General features: G+C 38.4%; 17 protein-coding genes. 15 read left to right on the top strand and 2 right to left on the bottom strand.

The window, feature by feature from the left end:
- The first annotated feature begins 238 nt into the window (after nucleotides 1-238).
- Entirely contained in the window at nucleotides 239-1036 is a 798-nt protein-coding gene (locus LIS78_RS21785) for a patatin-like phospholipase family protein (protein ID WP_013058980.1), read from the top strand.
- A complete protein-coding gene (locus LIS78_RS21780) occupies nucleotides 1026-2042 on the top strand; it encodes a SepM family pheromone-processing serine protease (RefSeq protein WP_280640294.1) in 1017 nt (338 codons plus the stop codon). Before LIS78_RS21785 ends, LIS78_RS21780 begins: the two co-directional genes overlap by 11 nt.
- Before the next feature lie 27 nt (nucleotides 2043-2069).
- Here LIS78_RS21780 and LIS78_RS21775 read toward each other — a convergent pair whose 3' ends face one another.
- A complete protein-coding gene (locus LIS78_RS21775; RefSeq protein WP_252284345.1) occupies nucleotides 2070-3269 on the bottom strand; it encodes a nucleotidyltransferase in 1200 nt (399 codons plus the stop codon).
- Between the two features lie 179 nt (nucleotides 3270-3448).
- On the opposite strand from LIS78_RS21775, the gene LIS78_RS21770 reads away from it, so the two are divergent.
- The 4 genes from LIS78_RS21770 (at nucleotide 3449) to LIS78_RS21755 (ending at nucleotide 5925) form a co-directional block, all read left to right on the top strand.
- Nucleotides 3449-3967, top strand: coding sequence for a YceD family protein (locus LIS78_RS21770; RefSeq protein WP_014458367.1), 519 nt, complete (start codon nucleotides 3449-3451; stop codon nucleotides 3965-3967).
- A 65-nt stretch (nucleotides 3968-4032) separates the two neighbouring features.
- The gene (gene rpmF, locus LIS78_RS21765; RefSeq protein ID WP_013058976.1) at nucleotides 4033-4206 is read left to right on the top strand and encodes a 50S ribosomal protein L32; all 174 of its coding nucleotides are present in this window, start codon (nucleotides 4033-4035) and stop codon (nucleotides 4204-4206) included.
- Between the two features lie 170 nt (nucleotides 4207-4376).
- Nucleotides 4377-5144, top strand: a complete 768-nt coding sequence (locus LIS78_RS21760; protein ID WP_252284344.1) for an enoyl-CoA hydratase/isomerase family protein — start codon at nucleotides 4377-4379, stop codon at nucleotides 5142-5144.
- A gap of 178 nt (nucleotides 5145-5322) precedes the next feature.
- Nucleotides 5323-5925 carry an RsfA family transcriptional regulator gene (locus tag LIS78_RS21755; RefSeq protein ID WP_028411482.1) on the top strand — a complete coding sequence of 201 codons (603 nt, stop codon included), beginning with the start codon at nucleotides 5323-5325 and terminating at the stop codon, nucleotides 5923-5925.
- An 81-nt stretch (nucleotides 5926-6006) separates the two neighbouring features.
- Here LIS78_RS21755 and LIS78_RS21750 read toward each other — a convergent pair whose 3' ends face one another.
- On the bottom strand, nucleotides 6007-6477 hold the full coding sequence (locus LIS78_RS21750) for an N-acetyltransferase (protein ID WP_195781959.1): 471 nt from the start codon (nucleotides 6475-6477) through the stop codon (nucleotides 6007-6009).
- Between the two features lie 313 nt (nucleotides 6478-6790).
- Here LIS78_RS21750 and LIS78_RS21745 point away from each other — a divergent pair, with 313 nt between their 5' ends.
- From LIS78_RS21745 to LIS78_RS21705, 9 genes are all read left to right on the top strand, one after another.
- Nucleotides 6791-8143 (top strand): acetyl-CoA carboxylase biotin carboxylase subunit, encoded by a 1353-nt coding sequence (locus LIS78_RS21745; RefSeq protein WP_252284343.1) that lies wholly within the window; start codon nucleotides 6791-6793, stop codon nucleotides 8141-8143.
- A complete protein-coding gene (locus tag LIS78_RS21740; protein ID WP_013058971.1) occupies nucleotides 8140-8352 on the top strand; it encodes a biotin/lipoyl-containing protein in 213 nt (70 codons plus the stop codon). The genes LIS78_RS21745 and LIS78_RS21740 overlap by 4 nt, the downstream gene beginning before the upstream one ends.
- 19 nt (nucleotides 8353-8371) lie before the next feature.
- Complete coding sequence (locus LIS78_RS21735) at nucleotides 8372-9913, top strand: acyl-CoA carboxylase subunit beta (protein ID WP_252284342.1); 1542 nt, start codon at nucleotides 8372-8374, stop codon at nucleotides 9911-9913.
- Between the two features lie 158 nt (nucleotides 9914-10071).
- Nucleotides 10072-10953 (top strand): 2-dehydropantoate 2-reductase, encoded by an 882-nt coding sequence (locus LIS78_RS21730; protein ID WP_195781962.1) that lies wholly within the window; start codon nucleotides 10072-10074, stop codon nucleotides 10951-10953.
- A gap of 1 nt (nucleotide 10954) precedes the next feature.
- Entirely contained in the window at nucleotides 10955-11338 is a 384-nt protein-coding gene (locus tag LIS78_RS21725) for a DUF3397 domain-containing protein (protein WP_013058968.1), read from the top strand.
- 90 nt (nucleotides 11339-11428) lie between these two features.
- Nucleotides 11429-13054, top strand: a complete 1626-nt coding sequence (gene bshC, locus LIS78_RS21720; protein ID WP_252284341.1) for a bacillithiol biosynthesis cysteine-adding enzyme BshC — start codon at nucleotides 11429-11431, stop codon at nucleotides 13052-13054.
- A 334-nt stretch (nucleotides 13055-13388) separates the two neighbouring features.
- Entirely contained in the window at nucleotides 13389-14324 is a 936-nt protein-coding gene (rsmH, locus tag LIS78_RS21715) for a 16S rRNA (cytosine(1402)-N(4))-methyltransferase RsmH (RefSeq protein WP_116076265.1), read from the top strand.
- A gap of 33 nt (nucleotides 14325-14357) precedes the next feature.
- Nucleotides 14358-14717 (top strand): cell division protein FtsL, encoded by a 360-nt coding sequence (gene ftsL / locus LIS78_RS21710; protein WP_252284340.1) that lies wholly within the window; start codon nucleotides 14358-14360, stop codon nucleotides 14715-14717.
- A 5-nt stretch (nucleotides 14718-14722) separates the two neighbouring features.
- On the top strand, nucleotides 14723-16981 hold the full coding sequence (locus LIS78_RS21705) for a penicillin-binding protein (RefSeq protein ID WP_252284339.1): 2259 nt from the start codon (nucleotides 14723-14725) through the stop codon (nucleotides 16979-16981).

The raw sequence follows: 16981 nt of genomic DNA, 5'->3' as shown, positions 1-16981 counted from the left end.
GTAAAAAAACGTATACGCAGCAAGCGAAGAGTAAGAATTTCTTAAAACAACCTTCAGTATAGTATAATGCTTAATAACCACCGTGTATTGAGCAAAACATATCTTTAGCTTCATACTAAATGAACAAATAGAAAATGAAGAATAGTCCTACCGAAGACAGGGCAACAATGATAGAGAAGCTCATCAAATGTTTTTACATTTTTAGAAGTCTATAAGGTAAAACGAGGGGGCAGGTAAAGTGGAAAGCCCAAAAATAGGAGTTGCGTTAGGCTCAGGTGGAGCTAGAGGTTTTGCACATTTAGGAGTAATCAAAACGCTAACAGAAAATAACATTCCTATTGATTTTCTAGCTGGCAGCAGCATGGGAGCTTTAGTTGGTGCACTATATGCGTCAGGTATTGAACTGGCAACTCTTTATAAAATGGCGCTAACGTTCAAACGAAAGTATTATTTGGATTTTACCGTGCCTAAAATGGGATTTATTACGGGCAACAGAGTAAAATCGCTGGTTCGCACCTTTACGCAAAATAGAACCATTGAACAGTTATCTATACCGTTTGCCATTGTAGCGACAGATTTGAAAACAGGAGAGAAAGTGGTGTTTAAAAAAGGACCTATCGCTGAAGCGGTGAGAGCAAGTATTTCAATTCCAGGAATCTTTGCTCCCGAAGTAATTGATGGACGATTGCTTGTAGACGGCGGGGTAGTGGACCGTATTCCTGTATCGGTTGTAAAAGAAATGGGATCTGATATTGTCATTGGAGTCGATGTATCAAAAGCGAAAGTGAATGCAGAAATCAGCTCCATTTTTGATGTCATTATGCAAAGTTTAGATATTTTGCAAGATGAGCTAGTAGCTCATCGGACCATTGCTTCAGACATTATGATTCGTCCTAATCTCGATACTTTTAGTTCCAGAGCGTTTACAAACATTCAAGAAATGATTTCAATTGGTGAACAAGCAGCACATGAGCAGTTGCCTTCTATTCTACAAGCAATTGATCATTGGAAGGAGAACAAAAAAAGTGAAATCTAGAATTAGAATTTTGGTATATTTGGCTGTTATTGCAGTGGTGGCAATGCTTTGTTTTTATCCTTTGCCGTACTACATTACAAAGCCTGGAATGGCAGAAGAACTTGCGCCTATTATTAAAGTAGAAGATGGATACCATGAAAAAGGGACGTTTATGCTTACAACTGTAAGAATGGGCAGAGCAACTCCTCTTTCATATGGTCTTGCGAAAATACAGGACTTTCATGAAATTTTCCCTACAAAGCAAATTTTGCAGCAAGGTGAAAGCGATGAAGATTACTCGACAAGGCAATTACATATGATGGATACGTCAAAAAATGCCGCTATTTCAGTAGCATACGAAGCAGCTGGAAAGAGCGTTTCCTATCACAATAAAGGCGTATATGTTACATATGTCGTAGAAAATATGCCTGCACACGGAAAACTTCATGTTGGAGATGTAGTGACGAAAGTAGACGAGAAAAAAATTCAAACTGCTGAGGACTTAATCAACTACGTATCGACTAAAAAAGCAGGAGATTCAGTATCAATTTATGTAAAAAGAGATGGCAAAGAAAGCAAACATACTCTAAAAGTTAAAGCATTTCCTGACGAGCCGAAACGAGTAGGCCTAGGAATTGCTTTAGAAACGAACCAAGAATTAGAAGTTAAGCCCGATATACATATTGATACTGAAAAAATAGGAGGGCCTTCAGCGGGACTGATGTTCTCGCTTGAAATCTATAATCAGCTTGTTAAAGAGGACATGACAAAAGGCCACCGCGTTGCAGGTACAGGGACTATCAATGATAAAGGAGAGGTAGGACCAATCGGAGGTATTTCGCAAAAAATTGTAGCCGCAGATAAAGAAGGAGCAGAGATTTTCTTTGCACCAAATGAAAAAGGGGCTGCGGGCTCTAACTACCGAGAAGCAGTGAAGACAGCTAAAAAAATAAAAAGTGATATGAAAATTGTACCCGTAGATTCATTTTCGGATGCCGTAACATATTTAGAAAAGCTGAAACCATAAAAAAATCGTCTCTTGCAGACGATTTTTTTATGGCCAAAGGATAGGGGGCTGCGTATATTCTTGTTTCATAAACTGAGAGCGCAAAGGCTCCTGAAACGGCATACTATAAACATGTGTCGCTTTAATATCGGTATCAATTTCTTTTAGTTTACATTGCGATACAGTGGATACAATAGGAAGGGACAGCTTTTTCTTAATTGTTTTTAAATAGGTTTGTCCTGTCTTTGACATTCCCAATAAGCGAATATAAGGATCAGCTTGTTGCATCTCACTTTTTGTTGTATTGGTTAAAAGGTGAACGAACATGCGCTGTAAACGGGTTCTCGTATATCGCTTCGTTTTAACATTTGTTAAAAAATCTTCAAATGAAGTAGATGAAGAAATATAAGATAGCAGCCGATGTTCAATACCTTCTTCTATTTCATAAATACGCTGTAAGTCATAAAGCGGAGTAGTTAATAATTTGTATTTCAAAAATGGGAAATAATGCTCCCAATGATGAAACTGTCCGTGTGCTTGCTTGTAAGCTGCTAATTCGTTTGCCGTACTAACTGGCATGTGCTTGCTCAGGTCCCCATGGCTGCTGCTGTCAAAAATAGCTTTACGTATGCTTGTAGCGCTTGAAATAAAAGAGGAAGACAGGGAATCATCGTGATAATGTGATTGAATTCGAGTGATTGTATATGGTTTAATAGATGCATGCTGTTTTTTAATGGCAGCTACATAGCTCATTCCAAGCACATTATTTGGCTGAGATAGATCAATAGGAGCCTCCGTGAAAAGCTGTAAGAAAGCATTGGAAGCTGCTTTTGGATAACTGTTTCCTTTTTTCATCTCTTGTTGAATTAAAGCGGATAGTTCTGATTCATGAGCTTCGAGCAAATCAGCGGTGCGGGTAAATGAGTCAATATTGCCATTTTCGCTGCCAAAGCATACAAAGTCAGCGTGAAGGGATTCTAAAATAGAAATAGCGCCGCTTGCGAATGTTTCAGCTTTTTGAGTAGAAAAAGCATAGGGTAATTCAACGACTAAGTCTGCACCAGCGGCTAAAGCCATTCTTGTGCGGGACCATTTCGATACAAGAGCAGGCTCTCCGCGCTGCAAAAAGTGCCCGCTCATCACAGCAATCACACAATCTGCTCCGGTTTGTTGTTTCGCTTGCTGCAAATGATAAGCGTGTCCGTTATGAAAAGGATTATATTCGACAATTATTCCAACTGCTTGCATAATGTCTCCTTTTAATTTATTATTTTTAGTCTAGCTCTTTGTTTTAAAAACATTTTTTTATGAAAGTAAGAAATTTTTACAAAAAAGCATATTTAAGTACATTATAGTGTAAAGAAAAAATATTGACAAATAATCTTGTGAAAGCTATAATAACCTTTGTTGCCTTGAGGTGATTAACAATGAAATGGACAATACATCAATTGTATCAGTTGCAAAATAAAGGTCTAACATTTGACGAAGTGATTGACGGCAAAGAGTTTATGAATGCTGATCCTCAAATTCGTAGAATGTCAGATGTAAACGTGAAAGGAAGAGCCGACATTAGCTCTTCGAAAGTAACGTTTCACCTTAAAATTTCAGGAGAAATGACGTTGCCTTGTGCTCGTACATTAGTTGACGTTCCGTATCCGTTTGAAATTAACGCAACTGAAACGTTTTTATTGAATGTGAATGCTGATTATGAAGAAGATGCTGAAGTACGCATTGTAGAGGGAGAAACGGTTGATTTACAACCTTTGATTCAAGAGTTAATTATTGTTGAAATTCCTCTGCAGGTATTTAGTGAAAATCAGCAAGCGGCAGGAGCAGCTCCACAGTCAGGAAAAGACTGGGAAGTTGTTACCGAAGAAGAACAGCAGGAAAAAGTAGATCCCCGCTTAGCCGTACTCGAAAATTTCTTTAAAGACAAAAAGAAATAAAAATGCGAAGATCCGGCTTTCGGGCCTTCATATGATTTTAAAATTCTTTTAAGGAGGTGGGAATAATGGCTGTACCTTTTAGAAGAACATCTAAAATGAAGAAAAGAACGCGTCGTACGCACTTTAAATTACAAGTTCCTGGTATGGTAGAGTGCCCAAATTGTGGTGAAATGAAACTATCACACCGCGTATGTAAAGCTTGTGGTACTTACAAAGGAAATGACGTAGTAAGCAAATAATTGCTTATTTAAATAAAAGACCCTCTTAAAGGGTCTTTTATTTTTTTTTGCCTTTTTTCCTTCTCTGCCCTTTGGAAGAGAAGGATTTTTCTTATAGAACAAGAACTCTTTTTAAATAAACAATTACTGTTGTAAAAAGATTCATACCTTGTCTATAAGGAGGAAAAAGCATGAAAAAAAGCGAGCTGTTTACTACAAGCCAAGGCATTGCTACGTTTGTGATTAATCGTCCTGAAAAGCGTAATGCTATTGATTATGATGTTATGAATGAACTGCAGCAAGCTGTAGGTTATGTGAAACATAATCAGTTAGTAAAAGCTTTTGTAATTACAGGTGCTGGTTCAGACGCATTTTGCAGTGGAGGAGATTTAAGCGTATTTCATGAGCTAAAGACTTCGAAAGAGGCGTCTCAAATGTTAACGAAAATGGGGAAAATTCTCTATGAAATCTTAACACTCCCAAAACCAACAGTTGCCCTTTTGAATGGAACATCGGTTGGAGGAGGATGTGAGCTTGCGATTGCATGTGACTTCCGTATAAGTGCAACACATAGCGAAATGGGCTTTATTCAAGGGGATTTAGGAATTACAACAGGCTGGGGAGGAGGAACCATTCTTCTTGAAAAGCTGCGTTATCAAGAAGCGATGGAAATGATCTACAGTGCTCAGCTGTATGGAGTAGAACGAGCAAAGCAAATTGGGTTTCTTTCCTATGTCACGTCGTTTAAAGAACTAACTATGAGGTGTGAGGAGTGGTTAGCGCCTATCACTCATAAACCGACCCAGGTATTGCAAGCTTACAAAGAAATCGCTATTGAGAAATGGGAGCAAAGCCGGGTTTGGAATCGGATGGAACAAGAAATTCATCGCTGTTCGATATTGTGGGAGTCGCCTGAGCATGAAGAAGCGGTTCAAAAGGTCATCGTTAAAAAAACATAGTTATGAACTGCATTTCCATAGCAATATAGTTAATAAGCGAAAGATGAAAGAATCACGAATTTCTCATTTTGCTTCAAAGTATATGAAAGATTTTCTTGATTGAGAAGAGGAACAATAGTCTATCTTATCTAGTAGGTGCATATTCATTTAATAAGTACGGATAAGGAGGGATAGAAAAATGACTTCTTCTCGTCAAGATGCATGGACTCATGATGAAGATTTATTACTCGCAGAAATTGTACTGCGTCATATACGTGAAGGTGGCACTCAGCTAGCTGCATTTGAAGAAGTGGGGAAGAAACTTACACGAACATCAGCAGCTTGTGGCTTCCGCTGGAATTCTTTTGTGCGCAAACAATACAAGACTGGTATTGATCTTGCGAAAAAACAGAGAAAAGAATTAAAAGCAAGAACTGTTTCAAAAGATGACGAGCAGCCTGCACGCTTATCATATATGGAAGCAGAGAAACATATTTCGCTTAATGAGGTAATTAAGTATTTAGAAAATGTAGATCAAGGGCAAAAACACTCGTCGGAGCTTCTCGAAGCTAATGAAGAACTGCAGCAAAAGATTGAACGTTTACAAGAGAAAGTAACGATTTTGGAAAAAGAAAAAAAAGCTTTGCAAAACAACTTGTTAATTGTGGAAGATGACTATAAAGCTCTTATTGAAATTATGGAGAGGGCTCGTAAAATGGTTGTATTAAAAGAGGATGAAAAAAGTAGAAAAGTGAAATTTCAAGTGGATAAAAATTTAAATTTAGAAAAAGTTCAAAAGTAAAGCGATAGTTTGAATGCTCCCTACTTCATGTTGATCATATATACCACATAGATATAAAATAAACAGCTGGAAATCAGCTGTTTATTTTTGTTCGCTTACACCGTTTGGTAGCCAAATAAGAGGGTTTTCTCCCAAATCACGATCGATATCATACGTTACAGGTACGAACCCCATTTTTGACCAAAAATCACTCGATTTTACTCGTGGGCTTGTTTTGATAGGTAATTGAAAGGATTTGGCATATTCAACGAGCGTTTGACCTAATCCTTTGCGCTGAAAATCGCTGAGCACTTCAAGTTTCCATACTTCAACATACGTTTGAGGCGGCTCAAAATATTGATCGTACTGTTTGTTTCGCTTATAGAGACTCATGCGAGCCACTAAGCTATTTCCAAAATAAATGCCGTAAAACGGAGAATTTATTTCATTATCGGAAATCTTAGCATGTAATTCTTCTAGCATTGAAAGTTCTTGAATGCCATATTCTTTGAATTTCTTGAACTCTTCTAGCGTTTTAAAATTAATTTTTAAATGCTTCACTTCGTAATTCATCCCATATCCCCCTTGTTATGTCTCCTTGCTAGATGAACGAACTGGCTTGGTTCGTTCATCTAATATTATATAACAAAAATACAAAATATTCTGTTTTCGTGATTGGTGAACGAATATTCAATGCGCATAAAGAAAAATGAATTCTTTCAGTTAAATACGAAGAATACATTACTATAAGCATCACTTTTTAGAAAGGAAGCAAAGGGAAAGGGAGGTTCAAATGGAAAGCGTTTTCAAAAAATGTAGAGGAGTTTTAAAATTATTGTAGAATTATATGGGGGAAAGTAGAAATTTGAGGAAAGGGGAGAGAAAGGTGAAAAAAATACTGATTGCAAATCGAGGAGAAATTGCTCTTCGTATTATTTATACATGCAAACAAATGGGCATTGAAACGGTGGCTGTCTATTCCGATGCAGATGCAGAACTTCCTTATGTTCAAGCGGCTACAAAAGCACGTCGAATTGGAGAGCCTCCTGTGCAAAAATCATATTTGAATGTAGAAGAGCTGCTGCGAATTAGTCATGAAGAAAAAGTAGATGCCATTCATCCTGGATATGGATTTTTATCGGAAAATAGTGCATTTGCTAAAAGAGCGATTGATGAAGGTTTTTGTTTTATCGGTCCTTCTCCCGAAATCATTTCGATGATGGGCGACAAAATTGCTGCTCGTGCCGCGATGAAAGAAGCGGGTGTACCTGTTGTCCCCGGCAGCGAAGGCGATGTGACGTCAGTTGAAGAGGCTTGTAAAGTAGCCGGCGTAATTGGATATCCCGTTATGTTAAAAGCAAGCGGAGGCGGCGGAGGAATTGGGATGGTGCGCTGCGATAACGAAGAAGCAGTAAAACAAGTGTATGCCTCAACAAAAGCAAGAGCAAAAGCATATTTTGGTCATGAAGGAATGTTTATTGAAAAGCTTATCAAAAACGCAAAACATATCGAAGTACAGGTGTTTGGAGATCAGCATGGTAATGTCGTTCATCTTTTTGAACGCGATTGTTCTGTACAAAGAAGAAATCAAAAGGTGATTGAAGAAGCCCCTGCGCTTTCTTTAAAAGAAAGTACGCGACAAGCCATGCAAAACCAAGCCGTTCAAGCGGCTAAAGCAATCGGATATTATAATGCAGGTACGGTGGAGTTTATTGTGGATGAAGACGAAAATTTTTATTTTCTTGAAATGAACACGCGGCTGCAAGTTGAGCATCCGATCACCGAGCAAATTGCAGGGGTTGATTTAGTTAAGTGGCAGATCTTAGCTGCGCGCGGAGAAAAGCTTCCTCGTGTGCAAGAGGAAATAGCAGCAAATAACTACGCCATTGAATTTCGAATTTATGCAGAAGATCCGTTTACTTTTTTACCGGCTCCGGGAAAAATTACGGGTTATCACTTGCCGGAGCGAACCTATGCGCGCGTAGATAGCGGCTACAGTGATATGAATGCGGTTACACCTTTTTATGATCCAATGATTGCAAAAGTTATCATTACTGGTCGTACGCGTTCAAATGCAATTGAACTAGCTAAATCATATTTTACAGAAGCTGTCGTAGAGGGAATCAAAACGAATATTCCTCTATTTAAGCAGTTGTTAAATGAAGAGTTATATGAAAAAGGCACCTATAACACATCGTTATTATCAACAGTATTAAATAAAGGAGGAGCACCACAATGAGTGAAATCAAAGCGACAATGGCAGGCATGGTATTTAATGTGTTTGTTCAACAAGGTGCAAGTGTAGCCAAAGGAGAAGTTGTTGTTGTATTAGAATCTATGAAAATGGAAATTCCTATTGAAAGCGATCAAGCTGGTATTGCAGAGACTGTCCATATAGCGGTAGGGGATTTTGTTAACGAAGGCGACGTTTTGGTGACTATTTCATAACTCATAAAGGAGAGATATCATGATACATACAGGTGAATCTCAGAAAAAATATGATGAAAATCGTCAAAAAGTAGAGCGTGGCAACGCGGAGAAGTATAAAGAGAAACTTGCAAAACAACAGAAGCTTTTTGTAAGAGATCGTTTAGCTCTTTTATTTGATGACGGGAAATATGAAGAAGACGGCATGTTTGCAAATAATAAAGCCGAAGGGTTGCCGGCAGACGGTGTTGTAACCGCAATTGGAAAAGTAAACGGTGAAACGGTTTGTGTAATGGCTAATGACTCTACTGTAAAAGCAGGGTCTTGGGGGTCTAGAACAGTAGAGAAAATTATTCGGATTCAAGAAGTAGCAGAAAAACTGCATGTGCCTTTGCTGTACCTAGTGGATTCTGCGGGAGCGCGTATTACGGATCAATTAGATATGTTTCCAAACCGCCGAGGAGCTGGACGGATCTTTCACAATCAAGTAAAACTTTCCGGCGTCATTCCTCAAATTTGTTTGCTCTTCGGTCCGTCAGCAGCTGGAGGGGCTTATATCCCTGCATTTTGTGATATTGTTGTGATGGTAGATGGAAACGCTTCTATGTACTTGGGTTCGCCGCGTATGGCCGAAGCTGTTATTGGGGAAAAGGTTACGCTAGAGGAAATGGGAGGAGCACATATGCACTGCAGCGTTAGCGGGTGTGGAGATGTGTTAGCTTATTCTGAAGAAGAAGCTATTTCGTATGCCAAATCTTATTTAACGTACTTTCCGCAAAACTATCAAGAGAAGCCTAAAGTACAAGAAGCTAAAGAGCCTAAGCAGACAAAGGATTTAGTAGAACTAATTCCGGAGAATCAAAATGTTCCGTTTGATATCTATGAAGCAATTGATACCCTTATTGACGAAGGGAGCTTCTTTGAAGTGAAAAAACTGTTTGCCGCCGAATTGGTAACAGGGCTTGCACGAATAGATGGAAAAGTAGTAGGGATTATCGCCAATCAGCCGAAGGTCAAAGGAGGAGTGCTGTTTGTAGATTCAGCAGATAAAGGAGCAAAATTTATTCAACTGTGCGATGCCTTCCATATTCCTTTGCTATTTTTAGCGGATGTACCTGGATTTATGATTGGGACTAAAGTAGAAAGAGCAGGCATCATTAGACATGGAGCAAAATTGATTGCAGCGATGAGTTCAGCTACAGTTCCTAAAATTTCCGTAGTCATGCGTAAAGCTTATGGCGCAGGGCTTTACGCTATGGCTGGTCCAGCTTTTGAACCGGATTGCTGCCTTGCATTGCCTACTGCTCAAATTGCCGTAATGGGTCCTGAAGCTGCAGTAAATGCCGTCTATTCTAATAAAATTAATGAAATTGAAGATCCGAAAGAGCGGTTTATGTTTGTTAAACAGAAACAGCAGGAGTATAAAGAACACATCGATATCTATACGCTGGCTTCTGAACTTATTATTGACGACATCGTTCCTGCTAACGAACTGCGTCGAACTTTAATTGACCGCTTTCGATTATATGAAACAAAGAATGTGACCTTTAGCCGTCGTAAACATCCGGTGTATCCCGTATAATAGAAAAAAACGGGATCACTCTAAATAATTTACAATAAGCCCGGTGATTTTTAATCACACGGGCTATATGAATAGGTAAAATTTAAAGAATGCATTTAATTCAAAGCATTTTTTTGCTAAAATGAAACTCAATAATAGAAAGAGGAACAAAAAATACGATGAAAACTATAGGTATTATTGGAGGCGGATCATTAGGTCTGTTGTTTAGCGCGTATTTATCAGATTGTTATGATGTAACCTTGTACACGAAAACAAAAACTCAAGCAAAGTGTATTAACGAAAATGGAATTACCTTACATAGACAAGGGGAACATCACACTAAAAAAGTCAGTGCTATCCCTCTGGAAAAAAACATAAAAGAAGCAGATTTAATCATTATTACTGTAAAACAGTATCATTTAAAAGAGATTATTCCTTTTATCAAAACCCTTACTATACATACTCCCCTTTTGTTTATCCAAAACGGTATGAGCCATATTGAAATTCTCAAAAACCTCCCGCAACGCACTCTCTATTTGGGTACAGTTGAGCACGGGGCAATGCGTACAAATATGGATAGCGTCCATCATACAGGAATAGGAACAACCCGTATTGCTTCGTACAGAGGCGAAATGGAGTCTATCTTACCAATTGTGAATTTTCCTTGGGTGATTGAAAAAGATTGGTATGCGATGCTGGTGAAGAAATTAGTTGTAAATGCGCTCATCAATCCTCTTACGGCGCTGTATCGGGTGAAAAATGGGCAGCTGATTCACAACAGCTACTTTTATAAAACGATGCGTCTATTGTTTGAAGAGATTGCGGATGTGTTAAAACTGGATTCAGCTTTTAATTATTGGGAAAATGCGCTGGGGGTTTGTTCGCGCACGAGTACAAATCAATCTTCTATGCTAAAAGATATACAGGAGGGGCGGCAAACAGAAATTGATGCTATTTTAGGTTATATTCAAACACAAGCTGCTGAAAAAAGAACGTCGACGCCTATTGTTGACTTTTTATATGGGTCAATAAAAGGAATCGAAGAAGAAAAGGGTGATTAACATGGGAAGTTTTATTGCTGGAGTTTTTGCGACGTTTGTCACTCTGCCGCTCGTTGGTTTTTTTATTCTATACATGCTTTTACGCAAACTGACGAAAAATAAAAGGAAATCTGTCCATATAGCAACGTACATTACTACGGTTTTTCTTATTTTGTCCGTACATTATGCAGCTGTGGAAATTTTCGGGCACTCTTTTTTGTGGTTGATTGCGTTAGTCCTTTTAGTTGTAGCAATGATTATGATGTTTGTACATTGGAAAGTCAAACATGACTTAGAAATGAAGCTTATTGCGAAAGGGTTCTTTCGGATGAATTTCGTTTTGTTTCTTATTGCACATATTGTATTAAATATAGGTGGAATCGCTTTTCGTATTTCCTCTCTGTAAAGCATGTTACTAGACGTGAGCAGTTACATTATGGATAATGAAGCTATATGTAGAGAATATAAGTATTAGGAAAAGAAAGGAAGTTCTTTCATGGAGATTACAGACGTCTCTTTAAAGGCGGGAAACAAACTAACGAACGATTACATAAAAGGTGAAAAGCAAGCACTTTCCTTTTTTCATTATAATATACACGAAAAAGACGTATATGAAAAACGTTTAGCGGATGTTCAAAAGCAGTCTTATCCAAGAGAACAGCTTGCTGAGTATCTGCTTGATTTTAATAAGCGCTACGGAGCATCTTCTAAGACGATTGAAAATATTGAAAAGCTAAAAGGTCCTAACAGCGTAGTGGTCGTTGGAGGTCAGCAAGCGGGGCTGCTTACAGGTCCTTTGTACACCATTCATAAAGTGATTTCAATTGTGCTGCTAGCTAAACAACAAGAGGAAGCTTTAAATGTGCCCGTGCTTCCGGTATTTTGGATTGCTGGAGAAGATCATGATTTTGCTGAGATCAACCATGTATACACAGAGCGTAAAAACCAGCTTTTAAAGAAAACGTTAAAGCATTCTTTAAAGAAAAAGCAAATGGTTTCTCAAATCGAACTAGACCATGAAGCCTGTAGAAGCTGGGTTCGTGATGTATTTCAAACGTTTAACGAAACGGCGCATACAAATCAGGTATTACACTTTGTTTTAGAGGCGTTAGATAAATCACGTACCTATGTCGATTTCTTTGCTCATTTGGTTACCACAATGTTCGCAGAGTCAGGTCTTATTTTAATGGATGCAGCTTCTAAAGAAGTGCGCAGCATTGAATCTTCTTTCTTTGTGACGTTAATTGAACAAAATGACAAATTATCGTCAGCCGTTATGGAACAGCAAAAAGAGATTAAAAAACAATACGGACGAATGATTGAAGTGGGAGAAGAAACTGCTCATCTCTTTTATTCACACAACGAAAACAGAGTACTTTTAGAAAGAGATGCAGAACAAGAGCAGTTTGTTGGAAAGCAAAATGAACTCGCGCTTTCTAAAGAAGAGCTGGTTCAAATTGCTAAACAAACGCCTGAGCTTCTTAGTAACAACGTTGTGACTAGACCCCTTATGCAGGAGTACTTACTTCCTACCCTTGCGTTTATTGCAGGTCCCGGGGAAGTAGCGTATTGGGCAGAACTTGAAAAAGCATTTTCTTTATTTAGCTTTAAAATGCCTCCCGTGGTCCCTAGGTTATCCTATGCAATCGTAGAAAGACATATTGAGAAGTATATGGATGAACTTCAGTTAGACCTTTCGAACGTAGTGAACGAAGGCGTAGATGCAGAGAGGGAGCACTGGCTTAAGACAGAAGTTCACAACCCATACGAAATGTATTTTGAAAAAGCGAAAGAAGATTTCGAAAAAATTCATAAAACTCTTCGTGAAAATATTCAAAAAGAAGACAAAACATTTGATGAAGTCATGCTTAAAAATCGAGCGATTATTCAAAAGCAGTTTGAAACCATTCAAAAGATTGTCGAATCCAAACAGCTAATTAAGCACGATGTGAAGCATTCAAAATATGCTCAAATTGAACTTGCTCTTCGTCCCTACAATGCTCCACAAGAACGCATGTGGAATATTATGTATTATTTAAACGGTTATGGTATGCAATTTGTGTCAGATTTACTAAGTGCTGAAGTCGAATTAAATCACCAGTTAAAAGTCTGTTATGTCTAATAAAATCCTGCTGAAAAGCAGGATTTTTATTTTGGAAAAGAGAAAAAGTCTACAAGGTGAATGTCAACCAATTGAATCCTTATAAGGTATTTATTTCTAATTGCACAAAAAAACCTTATATTCCTTACATTTTATTCTACGAATATGTCCTACTTTTAACAAAATGACACTTTTTGTGACAAAAAGACAAAATTCTACTTAATTCTTATATAAATAGCTGAAATAATGTTGAACTTTGATATATAATATAAACGTGTATATATATCAAAGAAAAACACCGTTTTTTGCTTTTTGTATACATAACTAAGTAGTTTAGAAAGAAGTAGGTGTCATAATGTTTAATCACACAACTGTTTTGCTTAAAGAAGCAGCGGAAGGCTTAAATATTAAGCCGGATGGAGTATATGTCGACTGCACGCTTGGCGGAGCAGGTCATAGTGAATATATCGTAAAACAGCTATCAGAAAAAGGGAAATTAATTGCGTTTGATCAAGACGATGTCGCTCTTGCAAATGCAAAAGAGAAATTAGCCCCGTATCTAGACAGAGTTATTCTAATCAAAAGTAATTTTCGCTATTTAAAAGAGCAGCTAATGAAACACGGAATTGAAGAAGTAGACGGAGTATTGTTTGACCTCGGCGTCTCGTCTCCTCAGTTGGATACACCAGAGCGAGGGTTCAGCTTTCACCATGATGCCCCGCTTGATATGCGCATGGATCAAAACTCAATGTTTTCTGCGTACAACGTAGTAAATGAATGGCCTTATGAAAAACTTGTGAAGATCTTTTTCCAGTACGGAGAAGAAAAGTTTTCGAAACAAATTGCCCGCAAAATTGAAGCATATCGAGAGTCTAAACCAATTGAAACAACGCTAGAGCTGGTTGATCTTATTAAAGATGGTATTCCAGCACCAGCTAGACGAACGGGTGGACATCCGGCAAAACGAATTTTCCAGGCTATTCGAATTGCTGTAAATGATGAGCTTCAAGTATTTGAAGATGCAATTGAACAGGCTATGGATGTGATAAAAAAAGGTGGACGTGTAAGTGTTATTACCTTCCACTCACTTGAAGACCGAATTTGTAAAGTAGCGTTTAAAAATGCAAGCACGGTTCCGCAGCTTCCGCATGGACTGCCGGTTATTCCAGAAGAATTTAAACCTAAAATGAAAGTTATTACAAGAAAACCTATTTTACCTTCAGAAGAAGAGATAGAAGAAAATAAGCGAGCGCGTTCGGCAAAGCTTAGAATTGTTGAGAAATTAGTTTAATTAAAGGGTTTAATCAAAGAGGAGGGGACGAGAATGAACAATGTAGCATACAAAGTAAGAGAGCAAGATCAGCAGCAGAAGCAGCAAAAGACGGTACGTCAAGTTATTCGGAAGACAAAAAGAAAAATCACGGTTGGTGAAAAAATTGTGTATTCTGGATTTGTCGCACTCATGCTGTTTGGGTCTGTGCAAATCATTTCAAATCAATCTTCCCTTTATAGCATCAGTGAAGAAGTGCAATCACTCGATGGAAAGATTGACAAGCAAGAAGCAAAAAACAATGAGTTAAAACTACAGGTAACAGAGTTAAGTGCATACGATCGTATTTGGACAAAAGCAAAAGAACTTGGACTAAAATTGAATGAAAATAACGTAAAAGTCGTTAACGATTAATTGCGATGACTACGCCAAGAAAAAATAGCAATATTAGTACAGGAGCAGCAATATTAATTTTAATATTTGCATTGCTCTTTTTTGTATTAGCCATCAGGTTCTTTTACATCCAAGCGACGGGCAAAGCAGACGGAGAAGCTTTAGCCGAAATTGCACAAAAACAGCATACGCGAACGTCTAAAATTGAAGGACAGCGCGGTACGATTTACGATCGAAACGGAGAAGCAATCGCCCAAGACACGGGTGCTTATACGGTTGTGGCGATTTTAGATAAAAAACAAACAAAAGACAAAGATCACCCGCAGCACGTAATAGACCCTGAAAAGACGGCTAAAAAATTAGCCCCATTATTAAATATGGACGAATCGAAAATTGAAAGCATGTTAACGGGAGGAATTAAACGTGGTACCTTCCAAGTCGAACTTGGTCCCGGGGGCCGTGACATTGATAACGTGCTAAAGCAAAAAATTGAGAAACTAAATCTCCCAGGCATCACGTTTTTACGCGATTCGAAGCGCTTCTATCCAAACGGTGTATTCGCCTCAAGTATTTTAGGATATGCGCAAAAAGATGATACGGGTAAAATCGTAGGGAAAATGGGAATTGAAAAAGTATTTGATAAGCAGCTTTCTGAAGAAGATGGATATGTAAAATACGAAGCTGCTAAAAATGGAATTAAGCTTCCGGATCCAAAAGAGTCAATTGTAGCTCCGAAAAATGGAGACAGCGTCACGCTTACGATTGATGAAAAAATTCAAACGTTTTTAGAGGATGCAATGACAGCTGCTGCTAAAGAATATAAACCAGAAGAGCTAATGGCAACGGTAGTGAATCCGAAAACCGGTGAAATTTTGGCGATGTCAAACCGCCCTTCATTTGACCCAAATATTCGTGATATCACGTCTTATCGTAATCCGTTTGTCGAAAACAGCTATGAACTTGGTTCAACGATGAAAATCTTTACGCTAGCGGCGGCGATTGATGCAGGAGTCTATAACGGCGAAGACCGCTATCAGTCCGGATCTTATAAAGTAACGAAAACCAGCGTTCCGATTAACGACCACAACGGTGGGGTCGGCTGGGGAGCTATTACATTTAATGAAGGAATTCAAAGGTCTTCAAATGTAGCGGTTGCCATTTTAGCCAACGAAAAATTAGGTACCGACCGTTTGTATAAATACTTGGACAAGTTTGGCTTTATGGATAAAACGGGAATTGACTTGCCAAACGAAGCTTCTAGCAAGTTAGTGACGAAGTACCCGAGAGATCGAGTAACCACTGCGTTTGGACAGGCGTCTGCTTTTACACCTATTCAAGAAATTCAAGCGGCTACTGCTATTGCAAATGACGGAAAAATGATGAAGCCTTATGTGATTAAACAAGTAGTCGATGAAACAAATAAAAAAACGATTAAGAAAACAAAACCTACCGTAGTAGGACACCCTATATCTAAAAAAGCAGCGAACGAAACGCTAGATATTTTAGAAACCGTTGTTTCTTCTGATGACGGAACAGGGAAACCTTACGCGATTGAAGGATACGATGTCGCTGGAAAGACGGGAACAGCTCAAATTCCTGGTCCTAACGGAGGCTACTTGCATGGACACGGGAAAAATTTCATTTCCTTTATGGGCTTTGCACCTGCTAAAGATCCAAAGCTGCTTGTCTATGTGGCCGTTAAAAATCCAACTCTCACGCCTCAAGAGACGGGTACTGCGCCGCTTACAGCCGTATTTAATCCGGTGATGAAAAACAGCCTGCAGTACTTAGGGGTGGAGCCTGAAAAAACAGACGAAGACGGAAAGAAAACAGAAGATAAAAAAGTAGATTCAGAAATTACGCTTAAATCTTACGTTAATGAATCAGTTGATAGTGCCGTGAAAGACTTAAAACAAAAAGGACTTGTTCCTGTTGTAATAGGTAAAGGAGATACGGTAGAAAGCCAATCACCGACTTCTGATACCATTGTCACTGGTCAACGCGTGTTTATTAAGACAAATGGAAAAGCCACAATGCCTGATTTAACAGGTTTTTCACATCGTGATGTTATTCGCTTTAGTGAATTTGTCAACGTTCGACCTAGCGCACTTGAAAATGGTTATGTTGTAAGTCAAAGTATTAAAGCAGGCGATCCGCTAAAAGCAGGAACGTACCTGAAAGTGGAACTTGAAACGCCTAAAGAGTTTTCAAGCACGTTAAATAAGTTAAAAGAAACGGAAAAAAGTGAGTCTGATAGTAAAAAAGACGATAAGCAACTTGACTAG

The sequence above is a fragment of the Priestia megaterium genome (genome assembly GCF_023824195.1).
Lineage (GTDB): Bacteria > Bacillota > Bacilli > Bacillales > Bacillaceae_H > Priestia > Priestia megaterium_D.
Note: the sequence above shows the minus strand (reverse complement) of the source record. Positions and strands in the feature narration are given on the sequence as shown.